Annotated in this window: 23 protein-coding genes; 20 read left to right on the top strand and 3 right to left on the bottom strand. The window is 36.6% G+C overall.

Annotation, left to right across the window (positions count from 1 at the left end; all coding sequences use genetic code 11):
- Positions 1–7 precede the first annotated feature (7 nt).
- From FGK96_RS06890 to FGK96_RS06860, 7 genes are all read left to right on the top strand, one after another.
- Positions 8–1,441 (top strand): 6-phospho-beta-glucosidase, encoded by a 1,434-nt coding sequence (locus FGK96_RS06890; RefSeq protein ID WP_138082548.1) that lies wholly within the window; start codon positions 8–10, stop codon positions 1,439–1,441.
- A gap of 243 nt (positions 1,442–1,684) precedes the next feature.
- A complete protein-coding gene (locus tag FGK96_RS06885; protein ID WP_172601637.1) occupies positions 1,685–2,002 on the top strand; it encodes a PTS cellobiose transporter subunit IIB in 318 nt (105 codons plus the stop codon).
- 59 nt (positions 2,003–2,061) lie between these two features.
- Positions 2,062–4,029 carry a BglG family transcription antiterminator gene (locus tag FGK96_RS06880; protein WP_138082542.1) on the top strand — a complete coding sequence of 656 codons (1,968 nt, stop codon included), beginning with the start codon at positions 2,062–2,064 and terminating at the stop codon, positions 4,027–4,029.
- A gap of 9 nt (positions 4,030–4,038) precedes the next feature.
- The gene (locus FGK96_RS06875; protein WP_138082540.1) at positions 4,039–4,353 is read left to right on the top strand and encodes a PTS cellobiose transporter subunit IIA; all 315 of its coding nucleotides are present in this window, start codon (positions 4,039–4,041) and stop codon (positions 4,351–4,353) included.
- A 30-nt stretch (positions 4,354–4,383) separates the two neighbouring features.
- Positions 4,384–4,902, top strand: coding sequence for a hypothetical protein (locus FGK96_RS06870; RefSeq protein WP_138082538.1), 519 nt, complete (start codon positions 4,384–4,386; stop codon positions 4,900–4,902).
- A gap of 26 nt (positions 4,903–4,928) precedes the next feature.
- On the top strand, positions 4,929–6,266 hold the full coding sequence (celB, locus tag FGK96_RS06865) for a PTS cellobiose transporter subunit IIC (protein WP_138082536.1): 1,338 nt from the start codon (positions 4,929–4,931) through the stop codon (positions 6,264–6,266).
- A 60-nt stretch (positions 6,267–6,326) separates the two neighbouring features.
- On the top strand, positions 6,327–7,415 hold the full coding sequence (locus tag FGK96_RS06860) for a DUF871 domain-containing protein (protein ID WP_138082534.1): 1,089 nt from the start codon (positions 6,327–6,329) through the stop codon (positions 7,413–7,415).
- A 55-nt stretch (positions 7,416–7,470) separates the two neighbouring features.
- Here the strand turns inward: FGK96_RS06860 and FGK96_RS06855 are convergent, their stop codons facing one another.
- Positions 7,471–8,556, bottom strand: coding sequence for an aminopeptidase P family protein (locus tag FGK96_RS06855; RefSeq protein ID WP_138082532.1), 1,086 nt, complete (start codon positions 8,554–8,556; stop codon positions 7,471–7,473).
- Between the two features lie 173 nt (positions 8,557–8,729).
- Between FGK96_RS06855 and ccpA the strand changes: the two genes are divergently transcribed.
- The 8 genes from ccpA to FGK96_RS06815 all read left to right on the top strand — a co-directional run bounded on the left by ccpA (position 8,730) and on the right by FGK96_RS06815 (position 18,786).
- Positions 8,730–9,731: a catabolite control protein A gene (ccpA, locus tag FGK96_RS06850; protein WP_003083982.1), complete on the top strand. Its 1,002-nt coding sequence runs from the start codon at positions 8,730–8,732 to the stop codon at positions 9,729–9,731.
- 45 nt (positions 9,732–9,776) lie between these two features.
- Complete coding sequence (locus FGK96_RS06845; RefSeq protein WP_138082530.1) at positions 9,777–11,246, top strand: alpha-amylase; 1,470 nt, start codon at positions 9,777–9,779, stop codon at positions 11,244–11,246.
- 70 nt (positions 11,247–11,316) lie between these two features.
- A complete protein-coding gene (locus FGK96_RS06840) occupies positions 11,317–12,315 on the top strand; it encodes a glycosyltransferase family 4 protein (RefSeq protein ID WP_138082528.1) in 999 nt (332 codons plus the stop codon).
- A 1-nt stretch (position 12,316) separates the two neighbouring features.
- Positions 12,317–13,651: a glycosyltransferase family 4 protein gene (locus FGK96_RS06835; protein WP_138082526.1), complete on the top strand. Its 1,335-nt coding sequence runs from the start codon at positions 12,317–12,319 to the stop codon at positions 13,649–13,651.
- A gap of 418 nt (positions 13,652–14,069) precedes the next feature.
- Positions 14,070–16,016, top strand: a complete 1,947-nt coding sequence (gene thrS / locus FGK96_RS06830; protein WP_138082524.1) for a threonine--tRNA ligase — start codon at positions 14,070–14,072, stop codon at positions 16,014–16,016.
- Between the two features lie 170 nt (positions 16,017–16,186).
- Positions 16,187–17,179, top strand: a complete 993-nt coding sequence (locus tag FGK96_RS06825; protein ID WP_138082522.1) for an ABC transporter ATP-binding protein — start codon at positions 16,187–16,189, stop codon at positions 17,177–17,179.
- Between the two features lies 1 nt (position 17,180).
- Positions 17,181–17,999, top strand: coding sequence for an ABC transporter permease (locus FGK96_RS06820; RefSeq protein WP_138082520.1), 819 nt, complete (start codon positions 17,181–17,183; stop codon positions 17,997–17,999).
- A gap of 1 nt (position 18,000) precedes the next feature.
- Entirely contained in the window at positions 18,001–18,786 is a 786-nt protein-coding gene (locus FGK96_RS06815; protein WP_138082518.1) for an ABC transporter permease, read from the top strand.
- Positions 18,787–18,956: 170 nt separating this feature from the next.
- On the opposite strand, the gene dhaQ is transcribed toward FGK96_RS06815, so the two are convergent.
- A complete protein-coding gene (gene dhaQ, locus FGK96_RS06810) occupies positions 18,957–19,946 on the bottom strand; it encodes a DhaKLM operon coactivator DhaQ (RefSeq protein WP_138082516.1) in 990 nt (329 codons plus the stop codon).
- Between the two features lie 8 nt (positions 19,947–19,954).
- Positions 19,955–20,494 (bottom strand): dihydroxyacetone kinase transcriptional activator DhaS, encoded by a 540-nt coding sequence (gene dhaS / locus FGK96_RS06805; protein WP_138082514.1) that lies wholly within the window; start codon positions 20,492–20,494, stop codon positions 19,955–19,957.
- Between the two features lie 161 nt (positions 20,495–20,655).
- Here dhaS and dhaK point away from each other — a divergent pair, with 161 nt between their 5' ends.
- The 5 genes from dhaK (at position 20,656) to FGK96_RS06780 (ending at position 24,466) form a co-directional block, all read left to right on the top strand.
- On the top strand, positions 20,656–21,645 hold the full coding sequence (gene dhaK / locus FGK96_RS06800) for a dihydroxyacetone kinase subunit DhaK (protein WP_138082512.1): 990 nt from the start codon (positions 20,656–20,658) through the stop codon (positions 21,643–21,645).
- An 11-nt stretch (positions 21,646–21,656) separates the two neighbouring features.
- Positions 21,657–22,232, top strand: coding sequence for a dihydroxyacetone kinase subunit DhaL (dhaL, locus tag FGK96_RS06795; RefSeq protein WP_138082510.1), 576 nt, complete (start codon positions 21,657–21,659; stop codon positions 22,230–22,232).
- Positions 22,232–22,606 (top strand): dihydroxyacetone kinase phosphoryl donor subunit DhaM, encoded by a 375-nt coding sequence (dhaM, locus tag FGK96_RS06790; protein WP_138082508.1) that lies wholly within the window; start codon positions 22,232–22,234, stop codon positions 22,604–22,606. The genes dhaL and dhaM overlap by 1 nt, the downstream gene beginning before the upstream one ends.
- Positions 22,607–22,616: 10 nt before the next feature.
- Positions 22,617–23,327, top strand: coding sequence for an MIP/aquaporin family protein (locus FGK96_RS06785; protein WP_138082506.1), 711 nt, complete (start codon positions 22,617–22,619; stop codon positions 23,325–23,327).
- A 113-nt stretch (positions 23,328–23,440) separates the two neighbouring features.
- Positions 23,441–24,466, top strand: coding sequence for a DUF3114 domain-containing protein (locus tag FGK96_RS06780; RefSeq protein WP_138082505.1), 1,026 nt, complete (start codon positions 23,441–23,443; stop codon positions 24,464–24,466).
- Positions 24,467–24,481: the final 15 nt, after the last annotated feature.

Here is a 24,481-nt window from a genome sequence, read left to right as displayed (position 1 = left end):
ATGTCTGATGACAAAATTACCGGAATCATTTTTGTGGGGGGGTGCCGTTGCAGCACACCAACTTGAAGGTGCTTGGAAAGAAGGGGGCAAGGGCATAAGTGTCGCAGATGTTATGACAGCAAGTCAACATGGAATTGCGCGTGAAATTACTGATGGAGTAATTGAGGGTAAATATTATCCTAATCATGATGCTATTGACTTTTATCATCACTATAAGGAAGATATTGCACTTTTTGCTGAAATGGGATTTAAATGTTTTAGAACTTCTATTGCATGGACTCGGATTTTTCCAAATGGAGATGAAGTAGAACCAAACGAAGAGGGATTACAATTCTACGATGATTTGTTTGACGAATGCTTAAAATATGATATCGAACCTGTTATTACCTTGTCACATTTTGAAATGCCTTATCATTTGGTCACAGAATATGGTGGCTTTACCAATCGGAAAGTCATTGATTTCTTTGTTCACTTTGCAGATACAGTTTTTAGGCGTTATAAAGACAAGGTGAAGTATTGGATGACATTTAATGAAATCAATAATCAAGCAAATTTTATGGAAGATTTTGCTCCATTCACGAACTCTGGTATTGTGTATAAAGAGGGCGACGATCGTGAAGCTATTATGTATCAAGCGGCACATTATGAGCTTGTAGCAAGCGCACGCGCTACGAAAATTGGTCATGAGATTAACCCAGAATTCCAAATTGGTTGCATGATTGCCATGTGTCCTATTTACCCTGCAACTTGCAAACCTTCGGATATTTTAATGGCGCAAAAGGCTATGCAAAAGCGTTATTATTTTACCGATGTTCACGTACATGGTGTTTATCCAAATCATATTCTTAAATATTGGAATCGTAAGGGAATTAAGATTGATATCACAAAAGAAGATAGTAAGGATTTAGCTGAAGGTACAGTTGATTATATAGGCTTTTCTTACTATATGTCCTTTGCTATAGATTCTCATAGACCAAATAATCCTTACTATGATTACTTGGAAACCGAAGATTTAATTAAAAATGATTATGTCAAAGCATCAGAATGGGATTGGCAGATTGACCCTGAAGGCCTTCGTTATTCACTAAATTGGTTTACCGATATGTATCATTTGCCACTCTTTATAGTGGAGAATGGCTTTGGTGCTATTGACCAGCTTGAAGAAGATGGCATGGTTCATGATGATTACCGAATTGAATATCTGGGTGCTCATATCAAAGAAATGATTAAAGCAGTTGATGAAGATGGGGTAGAATTGATGGGATATACTCCTTGGGGTTGTATCGACTTAGTCTCTGCAGGAACAGGTGAAATGCGAAAACGTTACGGTTTCATCTATGTAGATAAAGATGATCAAGGCCATGGGACTTATAAACGTTCGCCAAAACTTTCCTTTAACTGGTACAAAGAAGTTATTGCATCTAATGGAGATTCATTATAAATCTTAACCATTTTTATAGTGCTGAGCTATACTTTTTATTGAAGTTTAAACAATTTATGGAAAAGTATCGTATAGTTTTTAAAGAAATGAGGTCGTTTTAGCTTTTTATGGAATAATTATGGAAAATATAGAAAGTACAACTATTTCTTTCCGTATTGATACGGCAATAGAATACTTTGTCATTGTAAGCGCATACAAATATAATTAAAGTATAACTAAAAAGATATTAAGTAGGAGGCAGTCATTATGACTAAAGCATTAATTATTTGTGCCGGAGGCATGTCGTCATCACTTATTGCTAAAAAAACCCAAACTTTGCTTGCCGAACAAGGAGTTGAAGTAGAAATGAATGCAGTCGGTGTCCCTGAAGGAGCAAAGAAAATTGCATCAGCAGAATATGATTTATATTTAGTAAGCCCTCAAACAAAAATGCATTTCAAACAATTTTCTGAGGCAGCAGAGAAAGTTGGAAAACCAATTGTCCAAATCCCTCCCCAAGCTTATGTTCCTATTCCGATGGGTATTGAAAAAATGGCTGCCTTAGTTAAAGAAAACATCTAATTATTTTTGGTTAAAAATTCTGTATAATTAATATAAAGGATTTTCCAAAAGGAGACAGTATGTTAGGCCAGAAAGAAAAACTTATCTTACAATACCTTTATCAAAATCGGGGAACTTTTGTTACCAGTAAAGAATTAGCCAAGCACCTAGCCTGTTCAGATCGGACTGTTAGAACTTACATTAAATCCCTCATTTCTTTTATTGAACAAGAAAAGGGACTACAGATAGTATCGAAACAAGGACATGGTTACCAATTAGAGTTAGAAAAAGAAGCTGATTATCTCAATATCGTTTCTGAAAATCATATTCAAGTTGGGACGGAAAATATTGATATTAATGACCGTCATAATTTCATCATCAATAAATTGATTTTTGAGCAAGAGGAAATCCTATTTGAGGATTTGATGGATCAGCTTTATGTTAGCCGGTCCACTTTATCTTCTGATTTTAAAAAAATTCGGCACGAGTTAGCACACTATGATTTAAAAATTGAAAGTCGTGCCAATAAAGGAGTTTATGTTAGTGGTGCTGAACATGATAAGCGACACTTCATTATGGATTACTTCTTTAGTGGCTATTTTTTAAAGAATATTCATCAATATATTGGTGACGACTTTTTCAAACTCCCAATTAGCTTTGAAGAACTGACTATCATAGTGTTAGATGAATGCAGAAGCCGCTATTTAAAGCTGTCTGATTTTGTCATTCAAAACTTGATAGTTCATATTGCTTTAGCTATTAAACGAGTTAATGATGGGTTCAAAATTTCTCAACTTAATATTGATCAGCAGAAATTTAAGTCTGAGATTTTAGTCGCTACAAATATTTTAAGACGGCTTGAACAGGTAACAGAGACTGATTTTCCAGATGAAGAGATTAATTATATTGCCTTGCATTTAATATCTGAAAGTATTCATGCTGAGAACTCAGATAGCTTGGATTATATTAGTCTGAGACAAGATTTACTTGATGCGACAACTGAGATTGATCATAGTTATGGTTATCAATTTAGTCAAGATTTTACATTTATTGAGGGACTTTTAAAGCATTTAGAGGTTTTACTTGAACGTGTACGTAATAAGGTTCGATTGGACAATCCACTCTTAGATGATATCCAAAAACAATATAAGGAAGCATTTTTAATCTCACGCAGTTTAATGAACAAAATGAATTACTTTAAAGATTTTGATTTATCAGACGATGAGATTGCCTACATAACCTTGCATTTGCTAGCAGGCATTGAGCGTTTTTATCAAAACAATAAATTGAATACATTAGTTATCTGTGCTACTGGTTATGGTAGTGCTCAGATGCTCCGCATGCGTTTGGAAAATGAACTAGGGAGACAATTAAATATTGTTAACTTGGTTGGTTATTATGATCTTACCGATGAAAGATTAGAGGGAATTGATTTAATTATCTCAACCATTGATTTATCTAATTTGGTTTTCTCAGTACCTGTTTTCACAACTAGTGTCTTTTTAAAGGATAATGAAGTTCAAATGATTAAAAATCAGCTAGCTGAAATTGACTGTAAGCACTATCGTGGTTCTAAGAATAAGGCAACGATGACAGATGTAAAGGTTTTTGATGATTACTTTTCAAAGGATTATTTTATGGTCTGTCAGGAGGGGAACAAAGAAGCTATATTAAGCCAATTGATTACTTTGTTAGATACAAAAGGAGATGACCAGTACCGCCTATCAATGAAAGAATTGATAGCGAGACGAGAGTCGATGAGTACAGTTATCTTTGACCGAGACATCGCAGTACCGCACCCCATCAAAGCTATTGATAAACAAGGAAAAATAGGAGTTGCTATTATCCCGACTGGCATTTATTGGGAAGAAGGATTTGAAGCAGTTAAATTAGTTTTTCTGGTTTCACCTTCCATATATAAAAATGATGGCTTAGCTGCAATGACCCGATTGCTTGTAGGTTTAACAGAATGTACTCAAACTAAGGAAAAACTTATTGCTTGTCAAGATTTTGAAAACTTTAAACAGATAATATTAGACATAAAATAGGAGAACATAATGACGAATGACGAATTGCAAATGGCTGCTTTTGAAATTATCTTGAATAGCGGGAATTCAAGAACAACAGTTCATGAAGCATTTGCAGAGATGCGAAAAGGTAACTACAATAGAGCCTCTGAACTGTTAGAGGTTGCTAATGAAGATCTTTTACAAGCTCATAAGGCACAAACTAAACTCTTACAAGAATATGCTGGGGGAACGGAAATCAAGATTGAAATTATTATGGTTCATGCCCAAGATCATTTAATGACAACGATGACCCTACGTGAAGTTGCTATTGAAATGTTAGCACTCTATAGAAAGATGCAATAGCTTTACAATGGAATGAAAGGAAGTTTTGAGATGAAGACAGTGGGAAAAGAGAAAATGGAATCTCTACGTCAAGCAAGTGCCCTTAAAACAATGTATTACACTAGGTATTTTATGATTCGTTATGTAGTTACATTTTTCTTTTTTACAAATCTTTATTGGATTATCATGCTTTATTTATCTAAAGCTTCACCTACTGTTTTCACTCCAATAGTATTAGGGACTTTTGCTTTTTTTGCTATGTGGGAACAATTCAAGATGTATAGTACTAAACAAAAAAAAGCGACTGTGACTAAAATGTTCTTTAAAACAACTATTGCGGTGAATGCTTGTTTAATAGTTATGACTCTAGCAGGACAATCCTATATCCTATATCCATTTTTTAACACTAGCTTTACAAGTAGAATGGTGGTAACGTCACTTTTAACTTTAGGCATCTTGTTATCATTTTGGATGTTAGTCAAAATCAGCCGTATCAATGCTGATAAGGATAGGCAGTATGCTCGTATTAATCGTTATTTGGCATCACTTAAACCTAGCAAACATTATTAATGTAAATAAATTAGGAGGTAAGCTTAATGTTTGAAATTTTAGAGAAGTACCTCATGGGTCCCATGGGAGTAGTATCCACGTGGCGTCCTGTGCGTGCGATTGTCGCTGCTGGGATGGCCAGTATTCCACTCACAATTGTTGGGTCCGCTTTCTTGGTCTTAGGAATTATTCCTACTGCTTTCCCATTCCCATTTGTTCAAGATTTGTGGGCGAGTTCATTTGATAAAATCGCTGCACTAACACTTATAGCTTATAAGTGTTCTATGGGGATTTTAACGCTTTATTTCGCATTTGTTATTGGATTTGAATATACCAAAATTTATGCAGAAGAAGACGGCTTGAATCTTGATCCGATGAATGGGGGGCTACTTTCAGTCTTTGCATTCTTTATGACAATTCCGGAGATTACTTTTTCTAAAGGAGCTATGGCATTAGTAGCTAATGAAACAACCATTAACGGATGGTCAGTAGGTGGAGATAGCTTAGCTCGTCTTTCAACCTCAGGTCTCTTCACAGGGATATTGATGGCAGTATTAACTGTGCAACTATACAGACTTTGTGTAGTTAAAAATTGGGTGGTTAAAATGCCAGATGCAGTACCAGAAGGAGTATCTCGCTCATTTACGGCTCTGATACCCGCATTTGTTGTAGCTGTAACAGTACTTTTTATTAGTGGCATCTTCATCATGTTTGGAACGGATATTTATAAAGTCATCGCTATTCCATTTGGTTTCGTTAAAAATATTACGAATTCCATTGGTGGGATTATCGTTATTTATTTCCTGATTCATGCTTTATGGCTAGTTGGTATCCATGGAGCTAACATTGTCATGGGGCTAGTTAATCCTATTTTGCTAGCAAATATGGCAGAAAATGTTAATGGTGCCCACTTTGCCTTTGCTGGTGAATTTACAAATGCCTATGTTACTATTGGTGGTTCAGGTGCAACTTTAGGAGTATGTATCTTTATGGCATTATTTGCTAAGTCAGAACAATTAAAACTGTTAGGTCGTGCTTCAATTGGTTCATCATTCTTTAACATTAATGAACCACTTATTTTTGGACTTCCTATCGTTTATAATCCTATTCTTGCTATTCCATTTTTACTCTCTCCAGTAGTAACTGCAGTAGTAGCATTTATTGTTGTGGATTTAAATATTGTTAAAAAAGCAATTATCCAGACACCATGGCCAACTCCAGGTGGGTTAGGGGCCTATCTTGGTTCAGGTGACATTAAAGCCGCTATTTTAGCTATTGTTTGTGTAACACTCGCATTCTTGATTTGGTTCCCATTCATTAAATATTATGATAAAAAACTGTTGGCTGAAGAAAGAGCTGTAGTAGCTGAATCAGCAATTGTATAATTCACTAAATACCTTAACTCACTTAGTGAATTAAGGTATTTTTTAGAGAGGAAACTAGTAATGGGAAAATTAGGAATATCTATTTATCCGTCTAAAACGTCAATGGCTGAAATGAAGGCCTATATTGATTTAGCAGTGAAATACGGTTATCAACGACTTTTTACGTCTATGTTAGAAGTAGCAGACAATGAACTAGAAACAGTTGCTACTTTTACCGAAATCATCCAGTATGGAAATGATAAAGGACTTAAAACATCTTTAGATGTTAATCCGAAACTCTTTAAAGCCTTAAACATTAAGTACAATCAATTAGAAGTCTTTGCACAAATGGGAATTGATACTCTAAGATTAGACGAAGGCTTCACTGGCTATGAAGAAGCTATGTTGACCCATAATAACTTGGGAATCAAAATTGAATTAAACATCTCACGTGGGCAACACTACATTGATATGGTTATGGACTTTGGTCCAAATCCACATCAATTAATAGGTTCTCACAACTTTTATCCACAAGAATATACCGGACTGTCTTTTGACTATTTCCTCAAAACAGCCAACCAATATAAGTCTTACAATTTGAAAACTGCCGCCTTCATTGATAGTCCAAATGGTAAAATTGGGCCATGGCCTCTTTCAGACCGAATGGTTTCCACTGAAATTCAACGAGATATGTCCTTAAAGGCACAAGTTTCACTTTTGAAAATGTGTGGCCAGATAGATGATATTATACTATCTTCAAGTTTATTACCTGAAAATGACCTCAAAATAGTGGCTGATGCTTTCAGACAATCCTTACCAGCCTTTCCAGTTAAGGTTCGTCAAGAATTATCGGCTGTAGAGAAAGAAATATTATTAGACACTCACCACCTCTACCGGGGAGACAAGTCGGATTACATGATTAGGTCTAGTCAGCCTCGTCTTATCTATAAAGACCATTCAATTGAGCCTTTCAATACTATTTCTATTAAGAAAGGTATGGTCACAATCGGAAATAATAATGCAGGTCAATACAAGGGTGAACTGCAAATTGCGCTGCAAGATCGTCCAAATAATGGGCGTCAAAATGTGGTCGCACAGATTACATCAGAAAATAATATCTTGATTACTCTTTTAAAGTTATGGCAAAGTTTCATATTTATCGAAGAATAAAAAGAGAGGCCAAAACGGCTTCTCTTTTGTTATAAGATTAAAATAAATTCCAGTATTAACCTTCAAAGTATTGCAATTCTTTTGTTGTTTTAGTAAAGGCTTGGAAACCTTCTTTGGTAACATGGCCGCAGTCTTCGATTCGCACGCCAACTTTTCCAGGAATATAGATGCCAGGTTCAATAGAGAAGCACATACCTTCTTTTATTTCTAAGTCATTTCCTGCCATGATAGACGGAAATTCATGAACATCCATGCCTAGACCGTGCCCTAAACGATGGTTGAAGTATTCCCCGTAGCCAGCTTTTTCAATAACGGAACGAGCAGCAGCGTCAACTTCTGCGGCAGTCACTCCTGGCTTGACGAATTCTTGGGCTGTGAGTTGAGCTTCTAAGCAAAGATTGTAGATATCAATTTTAAATTGATCAGGTTTTCCAACGGCAACAGTTCTTGTCATGTCACTAGTGTAGCCAAGTGTTTCAACACCTAAATCAAAGAGAAGTAAGGCATTGTTTTCAATTTTATTGGTACCAGGAATACCGTGTGGATTTGCTGCATTGTCACCAGTTAAGACCATGGTTTCAAAACTCATCTTACTGATACCTTGTTTTTTCATTTCAAATTCAATTTGAGCAATAATGTCTGTTTCGGTTGCTTCCAAAGAGATGTTTTCAAAACCAGTTTGTACAGCCTTGTCAGCGAATTCCCCAGCAATCATCATCTTATCAATTTCGTCACTGGATTTGATGAGACGCATATTTTGAATAAAGGGTGTTAAATTGTCAAAGTGCCCGCTAAATATACTTTGTAAGCCTTGGAATTTGCTGACATTGAGGTGGTCGAATTCAGCATAGATACGTTTGGCTTTTTTATTTGGGAGTACAGATGTGATTTTTTCCCAGGGGTTTTCAGAATCTATATAGCCAAAAACAGGGAAGGAAACACGTTTTTGAGCGCGAGCTACCTCCAATGCTGGAACAAAAAGAACCGGCGCTATCTGATCATAAATAAAGAGGAACATTTGTCGCTCATGAGGGTCACAAGCAAAACCAGTTAGATAGTTAACTGTAACAGGATCAGAAAAGATTGCTAACTGTGCTTCTTGTGACTTCAAAAAATCTTGTATTTGAGTAATTTTTGTCATGACAATACCTTCTTTCTGCTACTATTTTTCCAAAAAATCCTTAAAAAATCAAGTTTTCTTTTAATTGTTGAAAAAGTTTTCAAAAATGAGCAGTTAAGACTTGAAAGTGGTTTCAATTCATGCTAAAATGACTTTGGAAGCGTCATTTTCAAAATTAGAAAGGAAGATAAAGAATGAACACAGATGATACTATCACGATTTACGATGTTGCTCGTGAAGCTGGTGTTTCAATGGCAACTGTTAGCCGTGTTGTGAATGGAAATAAAAATGTTAAAGAAAATACACGTAAGAAAGTATTAGAAGTTATTGATCGTTTGGATTATCGACCTAATGCAGTCGCTCGTGGTCTTGCAAGTAAAAAAACGACAACAGTTGGAGTTGTTATTCCTAATATTGCTAACGCCTACTTTTCAATCCTTGCTAAGGGAATTGACGATATTGCAGCAATGTACAAATATAATATCGTTTTAGCTTCAAGTGATGAAGACGACGATAAAGAAGTAAATGTTGTTAATACTTTGTTTGCTAAGCAAGTTGATGGGATTATTTTTATGGGGCATCATTTAACTGAGAAAATTCGTGCAGAATTTTCACGGTCTAGAACTCCAATTGTATTAGCTGGAACGGTTGATTTAGAACATCAATTGCCAAGTGTTAATATTGATTATAAAGCAGCTGTTTCTGAGGTAGTTGATATTTTAGCAGAAAAACATCAAAACATCGCTTTTGTATCAGGACCATTAATTGATGAAATCAATGGTAAAGTAAGACTTTCTGGTTATAAAGAAGGCTTGAAACAAAATAAATTGGACTATAAAGAAGGCCTTGTTTTTGAAGCAAACTATTCTTATAAAGATGGTTTTGAGTTAGCGCAACGCGTTATCAACTCCGGGGCAACAGCTGCTTATGTAGGGGAAGATGAACTAGCAGCGGGCTTATTAAATGGTCTCTTTGCAGCAGGCAAGAGTGTGCCAGAAGACTTTGAAATTATTACAAGTAATGACTCACCAGTAGTAGAATATACTCGTCCAAACTTAAGTTCAATTAGTCAACCTGTGTATGATTTAGGTGCTGTAAGCATGCGTATGTTAACCAAAATCATGAATAAAGAAGATTTAGAAGAAAAAGAAATTTTGTTAAATCATGGCATTAAACGTCGTGGCACAACGAAATAAAGATACTGCCACTTGTTGGCAGTTTTTTTATAGGAGGGAGAACCAATGACAAATGAATTATTATTTCAGGCCTTTGAATGGTATTTACCAGATGATCATCATCATTGGAAAAGGCTTCAGTCTTCTATTCCAGACATGCAAAAATTGGGGATAACAAAAATGTGGTTACCCCCTGCCTTTAAAGGGACGGGTAGTAATGATGTTGGTTATGGTATTTATGATTTATTTGACCTTGGCGAATTTGATCAGAACGGAACAATTCCTACAAAATATGGAACAAAAGAGGAGTATCTCGATCTTATTAATTCCCTAAATGAAGTTGGAATTATGCCCATTGCTGACGTCGTCTTAAACCATAAAGCTAATGGTGATCAAAAGGAAACCTTTTATGTGCTAAAGATGAATCCTGAAAATCGTCAACAACCCATTTCAGAACCCTATGAGATAGAAGGTTGGACTGGTTTTAATTTCCCAGGTCGAAATGATAAGTATAATAATTTTAAATGGCATTGGTATCATTTTACAGGGATTGATTACGATGCTCGTAATAATGAAACTGGAATCTATATGATTACTGGTGATAATAAAGGTTGGGCTAACCAAGAAGTAGTGGATAATGAAAAAGGCAATTTTGATTATCTTATGTTCTGTGATATCGATTTCAAGCACCCTGAAGTTCAAGAACATTTAAGAGAGTGGGCACATTGGTTTATTGAAACAACTGGAGTCAGTGGCTTTCGTCTAGATGCGATCAAACATATTGATGCCACTTTTATGAATCATTTTATTCGTTACGTGCGTGAGAATATTGCTCCCGAGTTATTTATCTTTGGTGAATACTGGAAAAATAGCGCTCATGAAACTGATCGTTATTTAAAAGAAGTTGATATGCAGATTGATTTAGTTGATGTTACTCTACATATGAATTTCTTTGAAGCTAGTAAGAGTGGTAACCAATACAATATGGCAACACTTTTAGATAATACTTTGATGCAAGCAAATTCAAAATTTGCGATTACTTTCGTTGATAATCATGATACTCAAAGTGGTCAGGCTTTAGAATCACAGGTTGAAGATTGGTTTAAACCTCTAGCCTATGGTTTTATTATGTTAAGGCAAGAAGGAACGCCGTGCCTTTTTTATGGAGATTATTACGGAGTTCAAGGAGAGCGTGAACAGGTGGCCTTCAAAGATCTTATTGACAAAATGGCCCAGTTGCGAAAAAAACTTGTCTATGGTAAACAAGTGAACTATTTTGATCACGCTAATTGCATAGGGTGGACAGAACTTGGCAATGATGAGACGAATGCTTGTTTAGCAGTTGTCATGACTAATGGAGATCGTGGGTGGAAGCACATGGAAGTGGGGAAACTTTATGCTGGGCAAACCTTTGTTGATTATCTTGGACACTGCTCTGAGGAAATTATTATTGATGAAGATGGCTGGGCTGATTTTATAGTTGAGCCAGGTTCTATCGCAGCTTGGGTCCCGAAAAAATACTATGATTTAATATAAAAAATCAGCTTAGAGCTGATTTTTTTACTCCCTAGTGAAAAATCCTTTAAAATAAGCTATAATAGAGACTATGAAAGTCTTACTATACTTAGAAGCTGAAAATTACTTAAAAAAATCTGGTATCGGCCGCGCTATTAAGCATCAAATAAAAGCTTTAACCTTAATTGGTCAAGCCTTTACGACTAATCCAAAAGATGATTATGATTTGGTCCATATTAATACATACGGGCTAGCTAGTTGGCTATTGATGGTAAATGCACAGAAAAAAGGGAAAAAAGTGATTATGCATGGTCACTCAACAGAGGAAGATTTTCGAAATTCCTTTATTTTTTCCAACTTCGTGTCACCCTTATTTAGGCGCTACCTTTGTTTATTTTATCGGAAAGCTGATGCCATTATTACCCCAACCCTCTATTCTAAATCGCTAATTGAAAACTACGGTATTCAAAAACCAATATATGTTATTTCAAATGGTATTAATTTAGAACAGTACGGAGCAGATCCTCAAAAAGAAGCTGTTTTTCGGGAATATTTTAACTTAAAAGCTGGACAGAAAGTTGTTATGGGTGCAGGGCTCTTTTTCAAACGCAAAGGAATTGACGATTTTGTTGAGGTTGCCAAAGCTATGCCTGATGTGCAATTTATTTGGTTTGGTGAAACTAACAAGTGGGTTATTCCCGCTGAAATGCGTCGCATTATTGAAAAAGATCATCCAGCTAATGTCATTTTTCCTGGCTATATAAAAGGACCAGTCTATGAGGGAGCTATGACTGGGGCTGATGCCTTTTTCTTCCCGAGTCGTGAAGAGACAGAAGGGATAGTTGTTTTAGAAGCCTTAGCTAGCCGCCAAAATATTGTTTTGCGTGATATTCCAGTCTATTCGGGCTGGGTCAATCAGGAGAGTGCTGAATTAGCCAGTGATGTGCCTGGATTTGAAGTGGCGTTAAGACGTATATTCTCCGGTAAGTCCCATAAAGTGGAAGCTGGTTACCGAGTTGCAGAAAGTCGGAGTTTGGAAAAAATTGCTGCTGAGTTAGTAGACACTTATCAAAAAGTAATGGAGTTATAAGATGCGAATTGGTCTATTTACAGATACCTATTTCCCGCAAGTTTCAGGTGTAGCTACGAGTATTAGAACTTTAAAGGATGAGTTAGAAAAAGAAGGACATGAAGTTTATGTCTTTACGACGACTGATCGTAACGTTAAGCGTTTTGAAGATCCAACAATTATTAGACTACCAAGCGTTCCTTTTGTGTCTTTTACGGACCGTCGAGTAGTATATCGTGGCCTTATTTCTTCTTATAAGATAGCCAAGCAGTATGATTTGGATATCATTCATACGCAGACAGAGTTCAGTTTAGGTTTGCTTGGTAAAATGGTTGCCAAGGCTTTAAGAATTCCAATTATCCATACCTATCATACACAGTATGAGGACTATGTGACTTATATTGCAAATGGTAAACTGATTCGACCAAGTATGGTCAAACCAATATTGAAGAGCTTTCTGAAAGAAGTGGATGGCTTGATTTGTCCTAGTCCCATTGTTTCAAACCTCATTGATGATTACCAAATTGCTATTCCTAAACGAGTTATTCCTACTGGGATCGAGTTAGAAAAATATCTATGTAATGATATTTCAGATGATGACATTAGAGATTTAAAAGAACAATTACAGATTCAAGAAGATGAAACAATTCTTTTGAGCTTATCTCGAATCTCTTCTGAAAAAAATATTCAAGCTATTATTAAACAGATGCCCGATATTTTAGCGGGTAATTCAAAAGTAAAACTCCTCATTGTTGGTGACGGGCCTTATCTAGAAGATTTAAAAGATATGGCAAGTACCTTAGGTGTTGATGCTAATGTTATTTTCACTGGTATGATACCACATGATAAGGTGGGTCATTATTATAAGGCTTGTGACTTCTTTATTAGTGCTTCAACCAGTGAGACTCAGGGGTTAACTTATATTGAAAGTTTGGCGTGTGGTAAACCGATTATTGCTCATGGTAATCCCTATTTAGATGAACTTATTTCCGACAAAATGTTTGGTACCTTATACTACCACGAGTCTGATTTGGCAGACGCTGTTTTGGACGCTATTCTTGAGACGCCAAAAATGTCACAAGAGTTACTTGATCAAAAGCGTTATGAAATTTCGTCTGAACATTTTGGACAGTCCGTATATACTTTTTATCTAGATACTCTAATTAACAAAAGTGAACGTAACAAACAGAAACTGAGTTTGAGGATTACAGGTTCTAGCAAGAGAGAATCAATTAAGTTGGTTCAGTCAGCAAGTCAATTACCAACAAGAGCTTTTAAAGCTACAGCAGTTACATCTGCGAAAGTAGTCAAAGCTCCTCTTAAAATGGTTAATGCTATTCGTGATTTTTTAGAGTAGTCACAGAAGTGGTAGATAAACTTCATCTAGATTAGTGGGTTTTCTGGATATTATAGGTAATTTACAGGTTATTTGCTGGCTAAAAGAGAAAGATGTTTGTTTAATTTTTCGTTGCTCAGATATTTTTGCAATCACTCTTGAAATTTTAGAAATTATTGTTATAATAACAAGGAAGACAAGTTGGTTTAGCAACATCTATCTAAGCGAGTGCTGGTTGGTGAAAAGAGCACAAGATGCCTAAGCTGATACTCCTTCCAATGATTTTATGCAAACATAAAAGGGTGGTTCCCTTATAACCAATCAGAGGTGTCTGGCTTTTTGCCGTACACAAATGAAGGTGGAACCACGTTGCGACGTCCTTTTTAGGATGGCGCTTTTTTATTTTAAAATTATGGAAGAAAAGATAAAGGAGAGAAAAATGATTAAGATTACTTTTCCAGATGGTGCTGTTCGTGAGTTTGAATCTGGCATCACAACATTTGAAGTTGCCCAATCCATTAGTAATTCTTTGGCTAAGAAAGCTTTGGCAGGAAAATTTAATGGTCAGTTAATTGATACAAATCGTCCTCTTGAAGAAGATGGCAGTATTGAAATTGTTACACCAGATCATGAAGATGCATTTGGTGTTTTGCGTCATTCAGCTGCTCATTTATTTGCGCAGGCTGCAAAACGCCTTTTCCCAAATATTCATCTCGGTGTAGGACCAGCTATTGCTGATGGTTTCTATTACGATACCGATAATCAAGCCGGACAAATTTCTAATGAAGATCTTCCTCGTATTGAAGAAGAAATGAAAAAAATTGTTAAGGAAAATCATCCATGTATTCGTGAGGAAGTTTCAAAAGAAGAAGCTTTAGAAATCTTTAAAGATGATCCTTATAAAGTGGAATTGATTAATGAACACTCCGATGATGCTGCCGGTTTAACTATTTACCGTCAAGGTGAGTTTGTGGATTTGTGCCGTGGTCCTCATGTTCCATCAACAGGACGGATTCAAGTCTTCCATCTTTTAAATGTTGCCGGAGCATATTGGCGTGGTAATAGTGACAACGCTATGATGCAAAGAGTTTATGGAACTGCCTGGTTTGATAAGAAAGACCTTAAAGCCTACTTAACACGTTTGGAAGAAGCAAAAGAGCGTGACCACAGAAAACTCGGTAAAGAACTTGATTTATTTATGGTTAACCCAGAAGTAGGTCAAGGCCTTCCATTCTGGTTACCAAATGGGGCAACTATTCGTCGTACGCTTGAGCGTTATATCACTGATAAAGAACTAGCTTCAGGCTATCAACATGTTTATACTCCTCCGATGGCATCAGTAGACTTTTATAAAACTTCTGGTCACTGGGACCACTATCGTGATGATATGTTCCCAACAATGGATATGGGAGATGGTGAAGAGTTTGTGCTTCGCCCGATGAATTGTCCTCATCATATTGAAGTTTACAAGCATCATGTTCATTCTTATCGCGAGTTGCCAATTCGAATTGCTGAGCTAGGGATGATGCACCGCTATGAGAAATCAGGTGCATTATCAGGACTGCAACGTGTGCGTGAAATGACGCTTAATGACGGGCATCTATTCGTTACACCAGAGCAAATCCAGGAAGAATTCCAACGTGCACTTCAATTAATCATAGATGTATATGAAGACTTTAATTTAACGGACTATCGTTTCCGTTTGTCTTACCGTGATCCTAATGATACAGAAAAATATTTTGATAATGATGAGATGTGGGAAAAAGCACAAAGTATGCTTAAAGCAGCCCTTGATGAAATGGGTGTTGACTACTTTGAAGCAGAAGGGGAAGCAGCCTTCTATGGTCCGAAACTTGATATCCAGGTGAAAACAGCACTTGGTAACGAAGAAACCTTATCTACTATTCAGTTAGACTTCTTATTACCTGAACGGTTTGATTTGAAGTATATTGGTGCTGATGGTGAAGAACACCGTCCAGTTATGATACATCGTGGTGTCATTTCAACAATGGAACGTTTTACTGCCATCTTGATTGAAACTTACAAAGGGGCTTTCCCAACTTGGTTAGCACCTCATCAAGTTACTGTGATTCCAATTTCAAATGAAGCTCATGTGGATTATGCTTGGGAAGTTGCTAAAATCTTACGCGACAAAGGTGTTCGTGCGGACGTCGATGATCGAAATGAAAAAATGCAATACAAGATTCGTGCTTCTCAAACCAGCAAAATTCCTTACCAATTAATTGTTGGTGACAAAGAAATGGAAGAAAAATCAGTCAATGTTCGTCGTTATGGAAGCAAAGCCACACATACTGAAACGGTTGTCCAATTTGTAGAAACTATTCTGGCTGATATTGCCCGTAAATCAAAACCAGTAGTGGAATAGACTAGGCAGTTTTTAGATAGACATCCCTCAAAAGTTAGAAAGTTATCTAATTTTTGAGGTTTTTTTATAAGGAAGTGAGATGGTTATAGAAAGCGATTGCATAAAATTGGTCAGGGTGTTATAATAAATTACTTATTATTTTAGGAAAATTAAAGAAGTAGGGCTTGACAATGACAATGATTGAGGTATCACACCTTCATAAAAATTTTATTAAAACTGTTAAGGAACCAGGTTTAAAAGGGGCTTTAAAGTCTTTTGTTCATCCTCAACTAGAAATTTTTGAAGCAGTAAAAGACTTATCTTTTGAAGTTCCTAAAGGGCAGGTTTTAGGCTTTATTGGAGCTAATGGTGCGGGTAAATCAACAACGATAAAAATGTTGACAGGAATCTTAAAGCCCACTTCGGGTTATTGTCGCATTAATGGAAAGATTCCTCAAGAAAATCGCCAAGATTACGTCAGAGATATTGGTGTTGTTTTTGGGCAACGGACTCAGCTTTGGTGGGATTTAGCATTACAAGAAACTTACACGGTTTTAAAAGAAATCTACGATGTTCCGGACCAACTCTTTAACAAGCGCATGGCTTTTTTAAATGAAGTCCTTGATCTAAATGAGTTTATTAAAGATCCTGTTCGGACATTATCACTTGGACAACGAATGCGAGCAGACATAGCAGCTTCACTATTACACAATCCGAAAGTTCTATTTTTAGATGAACCTACGATTGGGCTAGATGTTTCAGTAAAAGATAATATTCGCAAAGCTATTGCTCAGATTAATCAAGAAGAAGAAACAACCATTTTATTAACAACACATGATTTAAGCGATATTGAACAACTTTGTGATCGTATTATTATGATTGATAAGGGACAAGAGATTTTTGATGGTTCAGTTAATCAGTTAAAACAAAGGTTTGGAAAGATGAAGAGTCTCTCTTTTGAGTTAGAGTCTGGTCAAGAAGAATTAGTCAAGCAGTTTGCAAACATCTCTTCTTGGGAAATGACTTACCATGACCTTATTTTAGATATCCACTACGATAGTTCTCTTTTTCAAACAGCTGAGATTATTAAAAAAATTATGTTAGATTTTAAAGTGAGAGATTTGAAGATGGTAGATGTTGATATTGAGGAAATCGTTCGACGCTTTTACCGAAAGGAGCTTTGATATGCTTAGCTTTTGGAGACGTTATAAACCCTTTATCAGTTCAGGAATCCAGCAACTAATTACTTATCGCGTTAATTTCTTTTTATACCGGATAGGCGATGTTATAGGAGCATTTGTCGCTTTTTATCTTTGGAAAGCTGTCTTTAAGTCTTCACAGCAGTCTTTAATTAATGGTTTTACACTAGCAGATATGACCTTATATGTTATTATGAGTTTTGTGACCGCCTTACTGACAAAATCAGACAGCTCATTTATGATTGGGGAAGAGGTCAAAGATGGCTCAATTATTATGCGACTGCTTCGGCCTGTACATTTTGCTACTTCCTATTTGTTTATGGAGATTGGTTCTCGCTGGATTATTTTTATTAGTGTTGGTATTCCATTCTTAGTGTTAATTTTAATTGTAAAAGTGATGGCCGGGGTACCTTACTTATACCTGCTTTATACAATTTTCAGCTATGTACTCAGTATTTTATTGGCTTTTTTAATTAATTTTTATTTCAATATATGTTTTGGTTTTTCAGCATTTGTCTTCAAAAATCTCTGGGGTTCTAATCTATTGAAGAATTCGATTCTTGCTTTTTTGTCAGGGAGTCTCATACCCCTAGTCTTCTTTCCAAAATTAATAGCCGATATTCTTAGTTACCTGCCTTTTTCATCTTTAGTTTATACTCCGGTGATGATTCTGCTTGGGAAATACACAGTTAATCAGACAGTAGGAGCAATACTATTACAAGTCTTTTGGTTAATTGTGATGGTGAGCCTATCTCAATTAATATGGAAGAAAGTGCAATATCATTTAACAATTCAAGGGGGTTAGGATGCAAAAATTAGGACGGATGCATGTTATTTTTATCAAGCAATACCTCAAGCAAATTCTAGAATATAAAGTTGATTTTGTTGTGGGTGTGTTGGGAGTTTTTCTAACCCAAGGGCTTAATCTACTCTTTTTAAATGTCCTTTTTCAACATATTCCCTCCTTAGCAGGCTGGACTTTTGAGCAGATTACCTTTATCTATGGATTTTCTCTAATTCCAAAAGGGATTGACCATCTCTTTTTCGATAATCTCTGGGCTTTAGGTCAGAGGCTTGTACTAAAGGGAGAATTTGATAAATATTTGACTAGACCGATTAGTCCCCTCTTTCATGTCATGGTCGAAACATTCCAAGTAGATGCCTTAGGGGAATTGCTAGTAGGAACACTCTTACTAGTAACGAGTTTTGGCACGATTGCTTGGTCTATTCCAAAAGTGGTCCTTTTTATCTTGATTATTCCTTTTGCTACATTGATTTATACATCGTTAAAGATTGCTACGGCAAGCATCTCTTTTTGGACGAAGCAGTCTGGGGCTATTACTTATATTTTTTATATGTTCAATGATTTTGCCAAATACCCAATATCAATTTATCATTCATTTCTAAAATGGGTGATTAGCTTTATTATTCCTTTTGCCTTTGCTGCCTATTACCCTGCATCCTATTTTTTAACGGGGGAAAACGGCTTATTTAATGTAGGAGGAGTGGTATTAATATCCTTACTTGTTTTTGCACTCTCAACAAAACTTTGGAACTTAGGAATAGATGCTTATGAAAGTGCAGGGTCTTAACGATTTCTGATTAGTAAGTCTTTTTCACTTCACTCCAAGTTAACTCTGTTTTTATTGAGTATACTTTTGTACTATAAATAAAACACTCCTGAGTCTAGTTGACTAGATAGTAACAGGAGTGTTTTATTTGTCCCCCAAATTTTGGGATGCGGTGCTATATTACAATTAATTTACCAAGCAAAGGCATTGGTGGGTGCCTTAAGGTAGTCTAGCCAGATGGGATCTTTTAGGCGAGCTAGGGTCACTGAAATTCCTGCCATATCAAGGCTGGTCATGTATTTACCGTTTTTGAGATAAGCTATATCTAATCCTTCAAGTTCTAACAATTGTCCTAGGTCGTTTAGAAATATACCTTGTTCTAATTCTGTTGTTGTTCCTAAATTATTGGCTAACAAGATAAATTTCTCATCTTCTTGCCAATGGAATTTTATCTGTAATTTATTGACTATTTCGACTGCTAAATGTTCAGAGGAAGTAAATGGAACGGTCCGATAGCCTTCTTCTCCGTGAATTCCAATACCAAAAGAGATATGACCTTTAGGTAATTCAAAAAGTGGTAGCGCAGCATTTGGGAAGGTGGGTGATTTGGTTGCAAAGCCAATAGTTGCTATCTCAGTGGCAAGATGAAACCCGATTTGCTCAAGCTCTTTTAGCCCTGCCCCTTGACGCGCAGCTTGTCCCAAAATTTTATGTAATAGAATTGTTCCTGCTAATCCTCGGTGACGCATCTGAAAAATTTTTTTAGGTTCAACGGAGATATCATCGTGAGAAATAATGTATCTAACGGGAATTCCTTCAAGCCGTGCTTGGTGAATGGCCTTACTAAATTCTCGGATGTCAGCTTCGAAATTTTTAATAATAACAAAGACTCCCTTTCCCTTGTTAAGGAATCGCAGAGCTTCTAAGATTTGCTCAGAACTGGGAGGAGTGAAAAGGTCGCCATAGACAGCTGCTGTTAACATGCCATCGCCAATAAAGCCGATATGTGCTGGTTCATGTCCCGAGCCTCCTCCAGACAGGATTGGAATGAGCTCTGACTGGTGCTCCTTATTATAGATAATCGGTTTTTTAGGTACTTTAGCGAGGTGAGGATGTGCTAAAAGCATTCCTTTGATATAGTGATCAATCATCATATATTTATGATTTGAAATCGTAACCATCTTGTTTCCTACCCTTCCGTCATACTAGCGAGAATCGTTTTTTTAATTAAATCGGTTTGTGGCTGCATTTGCTTGTCGGTTACAAATGCTCTAATCATGTCCGCCAATGCTCTTGAATGATAAGTTTTGAGAAAAGAGCGATAATCGGCTTCCAGATTAAGTTTTGTTTTAAGTTCTTGTTCAGCGATAATTTTTTCTAATAAAACCAAGCAATAGTCACCAAAATAGCTATAAAAATCGTTCTGGTCTTTAATAGCAAAAAGCTGAGCATAAAATGTTTTGTTATTGCCAAAGTAAAAGAGTAACTCATCTAACAGTTGAAAGCCAGTAATGTAATTGAGGTTATTGGTCACCTGCTCTTGTAGCTCGGTTTCAAAAATCCAGTCTAAGAGTTCATATTTATCAAGAAAATGATTATAGAAGGTCTGCCTACGAATGCCAGCTTGATCCATGATGTCAACGACAGAAATTTTATCAAAAGGTTTATAGGCTAGTTCTTTTTTAAAAGCCTTGGCAATTTTCTTTTTTGTAATTAGTGATGTTGCCACTTTTAGCCTCCTTAAACAGAATGTCTTAATCTCATTATACTTTATCAAAAGAAATGAAGAAAGTATAAGGACAAATTCTTGATTTTGTCCCTTACATAAGTTTTTATTTTTAGATAAAATGAAAGCGTAAACAAAAAAATATTTTATGGGAGGAAACCCGAATGAAAAAAATTATGAATCAACCAGAAGCTATTGTGCAAGATATGCTTGATGGTTTTGCCTTCATCCATTCTGATTTAGTAGAACGAGTGGAAGGTTATGATGTTATTGTTCGTAAAGCCGAAAAAACTGGTAAGGTTGCTATTATCTCCGGTGGAGGTTCTGGCCATGAACCTTCTCATGCTGGCTTTGTCGGAGAAGGGATGCTTTCAGCTGCAATTTGTGGCGCCGTCTTCACATCGCCAACACCTGATCAAATTTTGGAGGCTATTAAAGCCGCTGATGAAGGTGCTGGCGTCTTTATGGTAATAAAAAATTATTCTGGCGATATTATGAATTTTGAAATGGCGCAAGAAATGGCTGAGATGGAAGGAATCTCAGTAGCGAGTGTTGTAGTTGATGATGATATTGCGGTTGAAAATAGTCTCTACACACAAGGTAAACGTGGTGTAGCAGGAACCATTTTAGTGCATAAAATTTTAGGATATGCTGCGCATCAAGGAAAATCATTGGAAGACATCAAACAAATAGCTGATGCATTAGTACCAAATATCAAGACAATTGGTTTAGCATTGTCAGGAGCAACAGTGCCAGAAGTTGGCAAACCAGGATTTGTGCTAGAAGATGATGAGTTTGAATACGGTGTTGGTATCCACGGTGAACCTGGTTACAAAAAGGAAAAAATGAAAGTTTCTTCTGAATTAGCTAAAGAACTGGTTTCCAAGTTAGCAGATGCTTTCCAACTTGAATCAGGACAAAACTATGGTCTTCTTATCAATGGTTTGGGTAGCACACCCCTTATGGAACAATATGTATTTGCCAATGACGTCGCTAAATTAATGGCTGAATATGGCATCAATGTGGTTTATAAAAAGTTAGGTGATTATATGACGAGCTTGGACATGGCTGGTCTATCATTGACTCTTATAAAAATTGAATCAGACCAATGGTTAGAAGCCTTAACTGCTAAAGTTACTACACCAGCTTGGTAAAAGGAGGTTTTATGGATTATCAAAAAGTTTTAGAATGGATGCGCCTATTTGACGAAAAAATAAAGGCTAAAAAAGATTATCTTAGTGAGTTAGATACACCTATTGGAGACGGTGACCACGGTGGTAATATGGCGCGTGGTATGGCGGCTGTTATGGAAAATCTTAATGGTAAAGACTTTGATAAGGCTTCTGATGTTTATAAAGTTGTTGCCATGCAACTGGTTAGTAAAGTAGGAGGAGCTTCAGGGCCACTTTACGGGTCGGCTTTTATGGGAATGGCTAAGCTGGCAGAAGATGTGTCTGTTGTTGACTTACTAACAGAAGGATTAGCTATGATTCAAAAACGTGGCAAAGCTGAAAAAGGTGAGAAAACAATGGTTGATGTTTGGATTGCGGTCATCGAAGCTCTTAAGAAAAATCAATTGACTAAAGAGGTTATTTGGTCTGCAGTAGAAGCAACCAAAGATATTGCTGCGACTAAGGGTCGGGCATCTTATGTGGGCGAACGCTCCATTGGCCATATTGATCCTGGTTCTTATTCATCTGGCCTTTTATTTGAAGCTATGTTGGAAGCAGAGGTGATCTAATGTCAGAGTTAGGTATTGTTATTGTTTCACATTCAAAAGGCATTGCTTCAGGAATCACGGATTTACTGGCGGAAGTTGCAAAAGATGTCGCTATTACCAGCGTTGGGGGACATGAAGATGGTGGGATTGGTACCAGTTTTGATCAAGTTCAGATGGTAGTTGATCAAAATCCTAAGAGTCAGTTACTAGCCTTTTTCGATTTAGGGTCAGCCCGTATGAATTTGGAAATGGTAGCCGACTTTACAGATAAAGAATTATCAATTATGCAAGTACCTATCGTTGAGGGAGCCTATACGGCAGCTGCCTTAATTCAAGCTGGTGTTGATAAGGAAGCTATTTTGCAACAATTATCAGAATTAGAAATAAAGAAATGAGGTTTGGAGAATGTCATTTATTGGTGAATTATTAGGAACTCTGATTCTAGTATTATTAGGTGATGGTGTTGTGGCAGCTGTCTGTTTAAAAAATACTAAAGCAGAAGGAAGTGGCTGGATTGCCATTACTCTTGGTTGGGGACTAGCAGTTGCTGTCCCAGTTTATATGGTTGGCTTTTTAAGTGGAGCTCACTTAAATCCAGCAGTAACTCTTGCACTAGCTTTAACAGGTGCCTTCCCATGGGTGCATGTACTTCCTTATATTGTAGCCCAGATGTTAGGTGCGATGCTTGGAGCAACCCTAGTTTATTTGCATTACTATCCTCATTGGCAAGAAACTAAAGATTCAGCAACAATTCTAGGCTGTTTCTCAACTGCTCCTGCCATTCGTCACACATGGTCTAATTTTTTAGGTGAAGCTATTGGTACAGCAGTTCTTGTTATGACAGTTATGTCTTTAGGCCCTAATAAACTATCCGCTGGTTTTGGTCCACTGATTGTTGGTTTAGTGGTTATGGCTGTTGGTTTTGGACTTGGTGGCACAACGGGTTATGCTATAAATCCAGCTCGTGACTTAGGTCCACGCTTAATACATGCTCTCTTGCCAATTCCAAATAAGGGTGAGTCAGATTGGTCTTATGCGTGGATTCCAGTTGTTGCTCCTATTTTAGGTGGTTCTTTAGGGGCAGTTTTATATCAGTTTGTTCTATCTACAATGTAATTAATTTAAGAGTAAGACTAGGTCACACGTGACCTAGTTTTTTAATATCAAAAGAAAGAGAAATTTATTCATTTGGGATATAATAGTAAAAAGCTTTTTAAAAGGAGGGGCAAATGAAGGTAGACCTTCACGAAAAGTATGTGACAATCAAACAATTATACTATTTGGGATGGCCAATAGAAATTTTAAGGGAAGTTGCTTTACATGGTGATATAGACTACCGTGTTGGCTCCTCTCTTTTTAGACGTTTTTGGGCTTATAGCAGTGAGACTCTAGAAGGTAGGGTTTTATTAAAAATACTATTAGACATGGTTGCCATGCCAAGTGACTTAAGTGGGAGTCTTAATGAAACAAGACATTTATTAAGCCATTTCCACCCCTCTTTGAGTCCAGATGATTGTTTTTGGTCAAGTTTGGCTACCCTAGTTGATAAATCATTCCCTGGTGATAAGCTTTGCCAAGAGGGAAAATTAGAAAAAAGGATTCATCAATTTCGCTATGTCATTTCGAGCCAGCAAGCGCAGTATGTTCGTCACCATTATCGAAAATACCAGCAAACAGATGGTCAGGCTTTAGCAAACTATTTAAGCCACAAAAAGGGGCCTTCCTTTTGGCGAAATGTTGCCGACTATTCACTGTCTGAATCGTCGCGCCTACATAATAAGTTGAAGATGACGGGTAATCAGATTTGCTTTCCAGACAATCAAGCTTCTCATAATATCAAGATATTGATGGGGTTTCACACCGAATTTATCTTAGCAAGTAATGGCCGTTTTTTAAACGAACTTGACGCAGAAGTCATAACAGAGACTGGGATTGTTAATGGAGCTAGTTTTAATTATGGAACAGCTGGTCCACGACATTGGGATTTAGATGTTGATCCTGTTAGGAGACATGATCCCTTATTTAGACGAGAGGTTTTGAAAGAGTATCGTTCACCAAAACATATCGTAAAAAAATGGTCACAAGGCCAGATTAACGATTTTGAGTTATCCTATTTTAATCATAAGGGAGCTTTTGCCAGAAAAGGATTATCTAGTTATAGGCATGTTAAAAAAAGATGTTTCTACTTTTGTTGGAAAGTACGTTTTTTGAGATGGTTTAACCTCTTGTTTGCTAAAAAAGAAAAGAGAAACTGATTTTCAGTTTCTCTT

It is taken from the genome of Streptococcus porcinus, from assembly GCF_901542335.1.
Lineage (GTDB): Bacteria > Bacillota > Bacilli > Lactobacillales > Streptococcaceae > Streptococcus > Streptococcus porcinus_A.
Note: the sequence above shows the minus strand (reverse complement) of the source record. Positions and strands in the feature narration are given on the sequence as shown.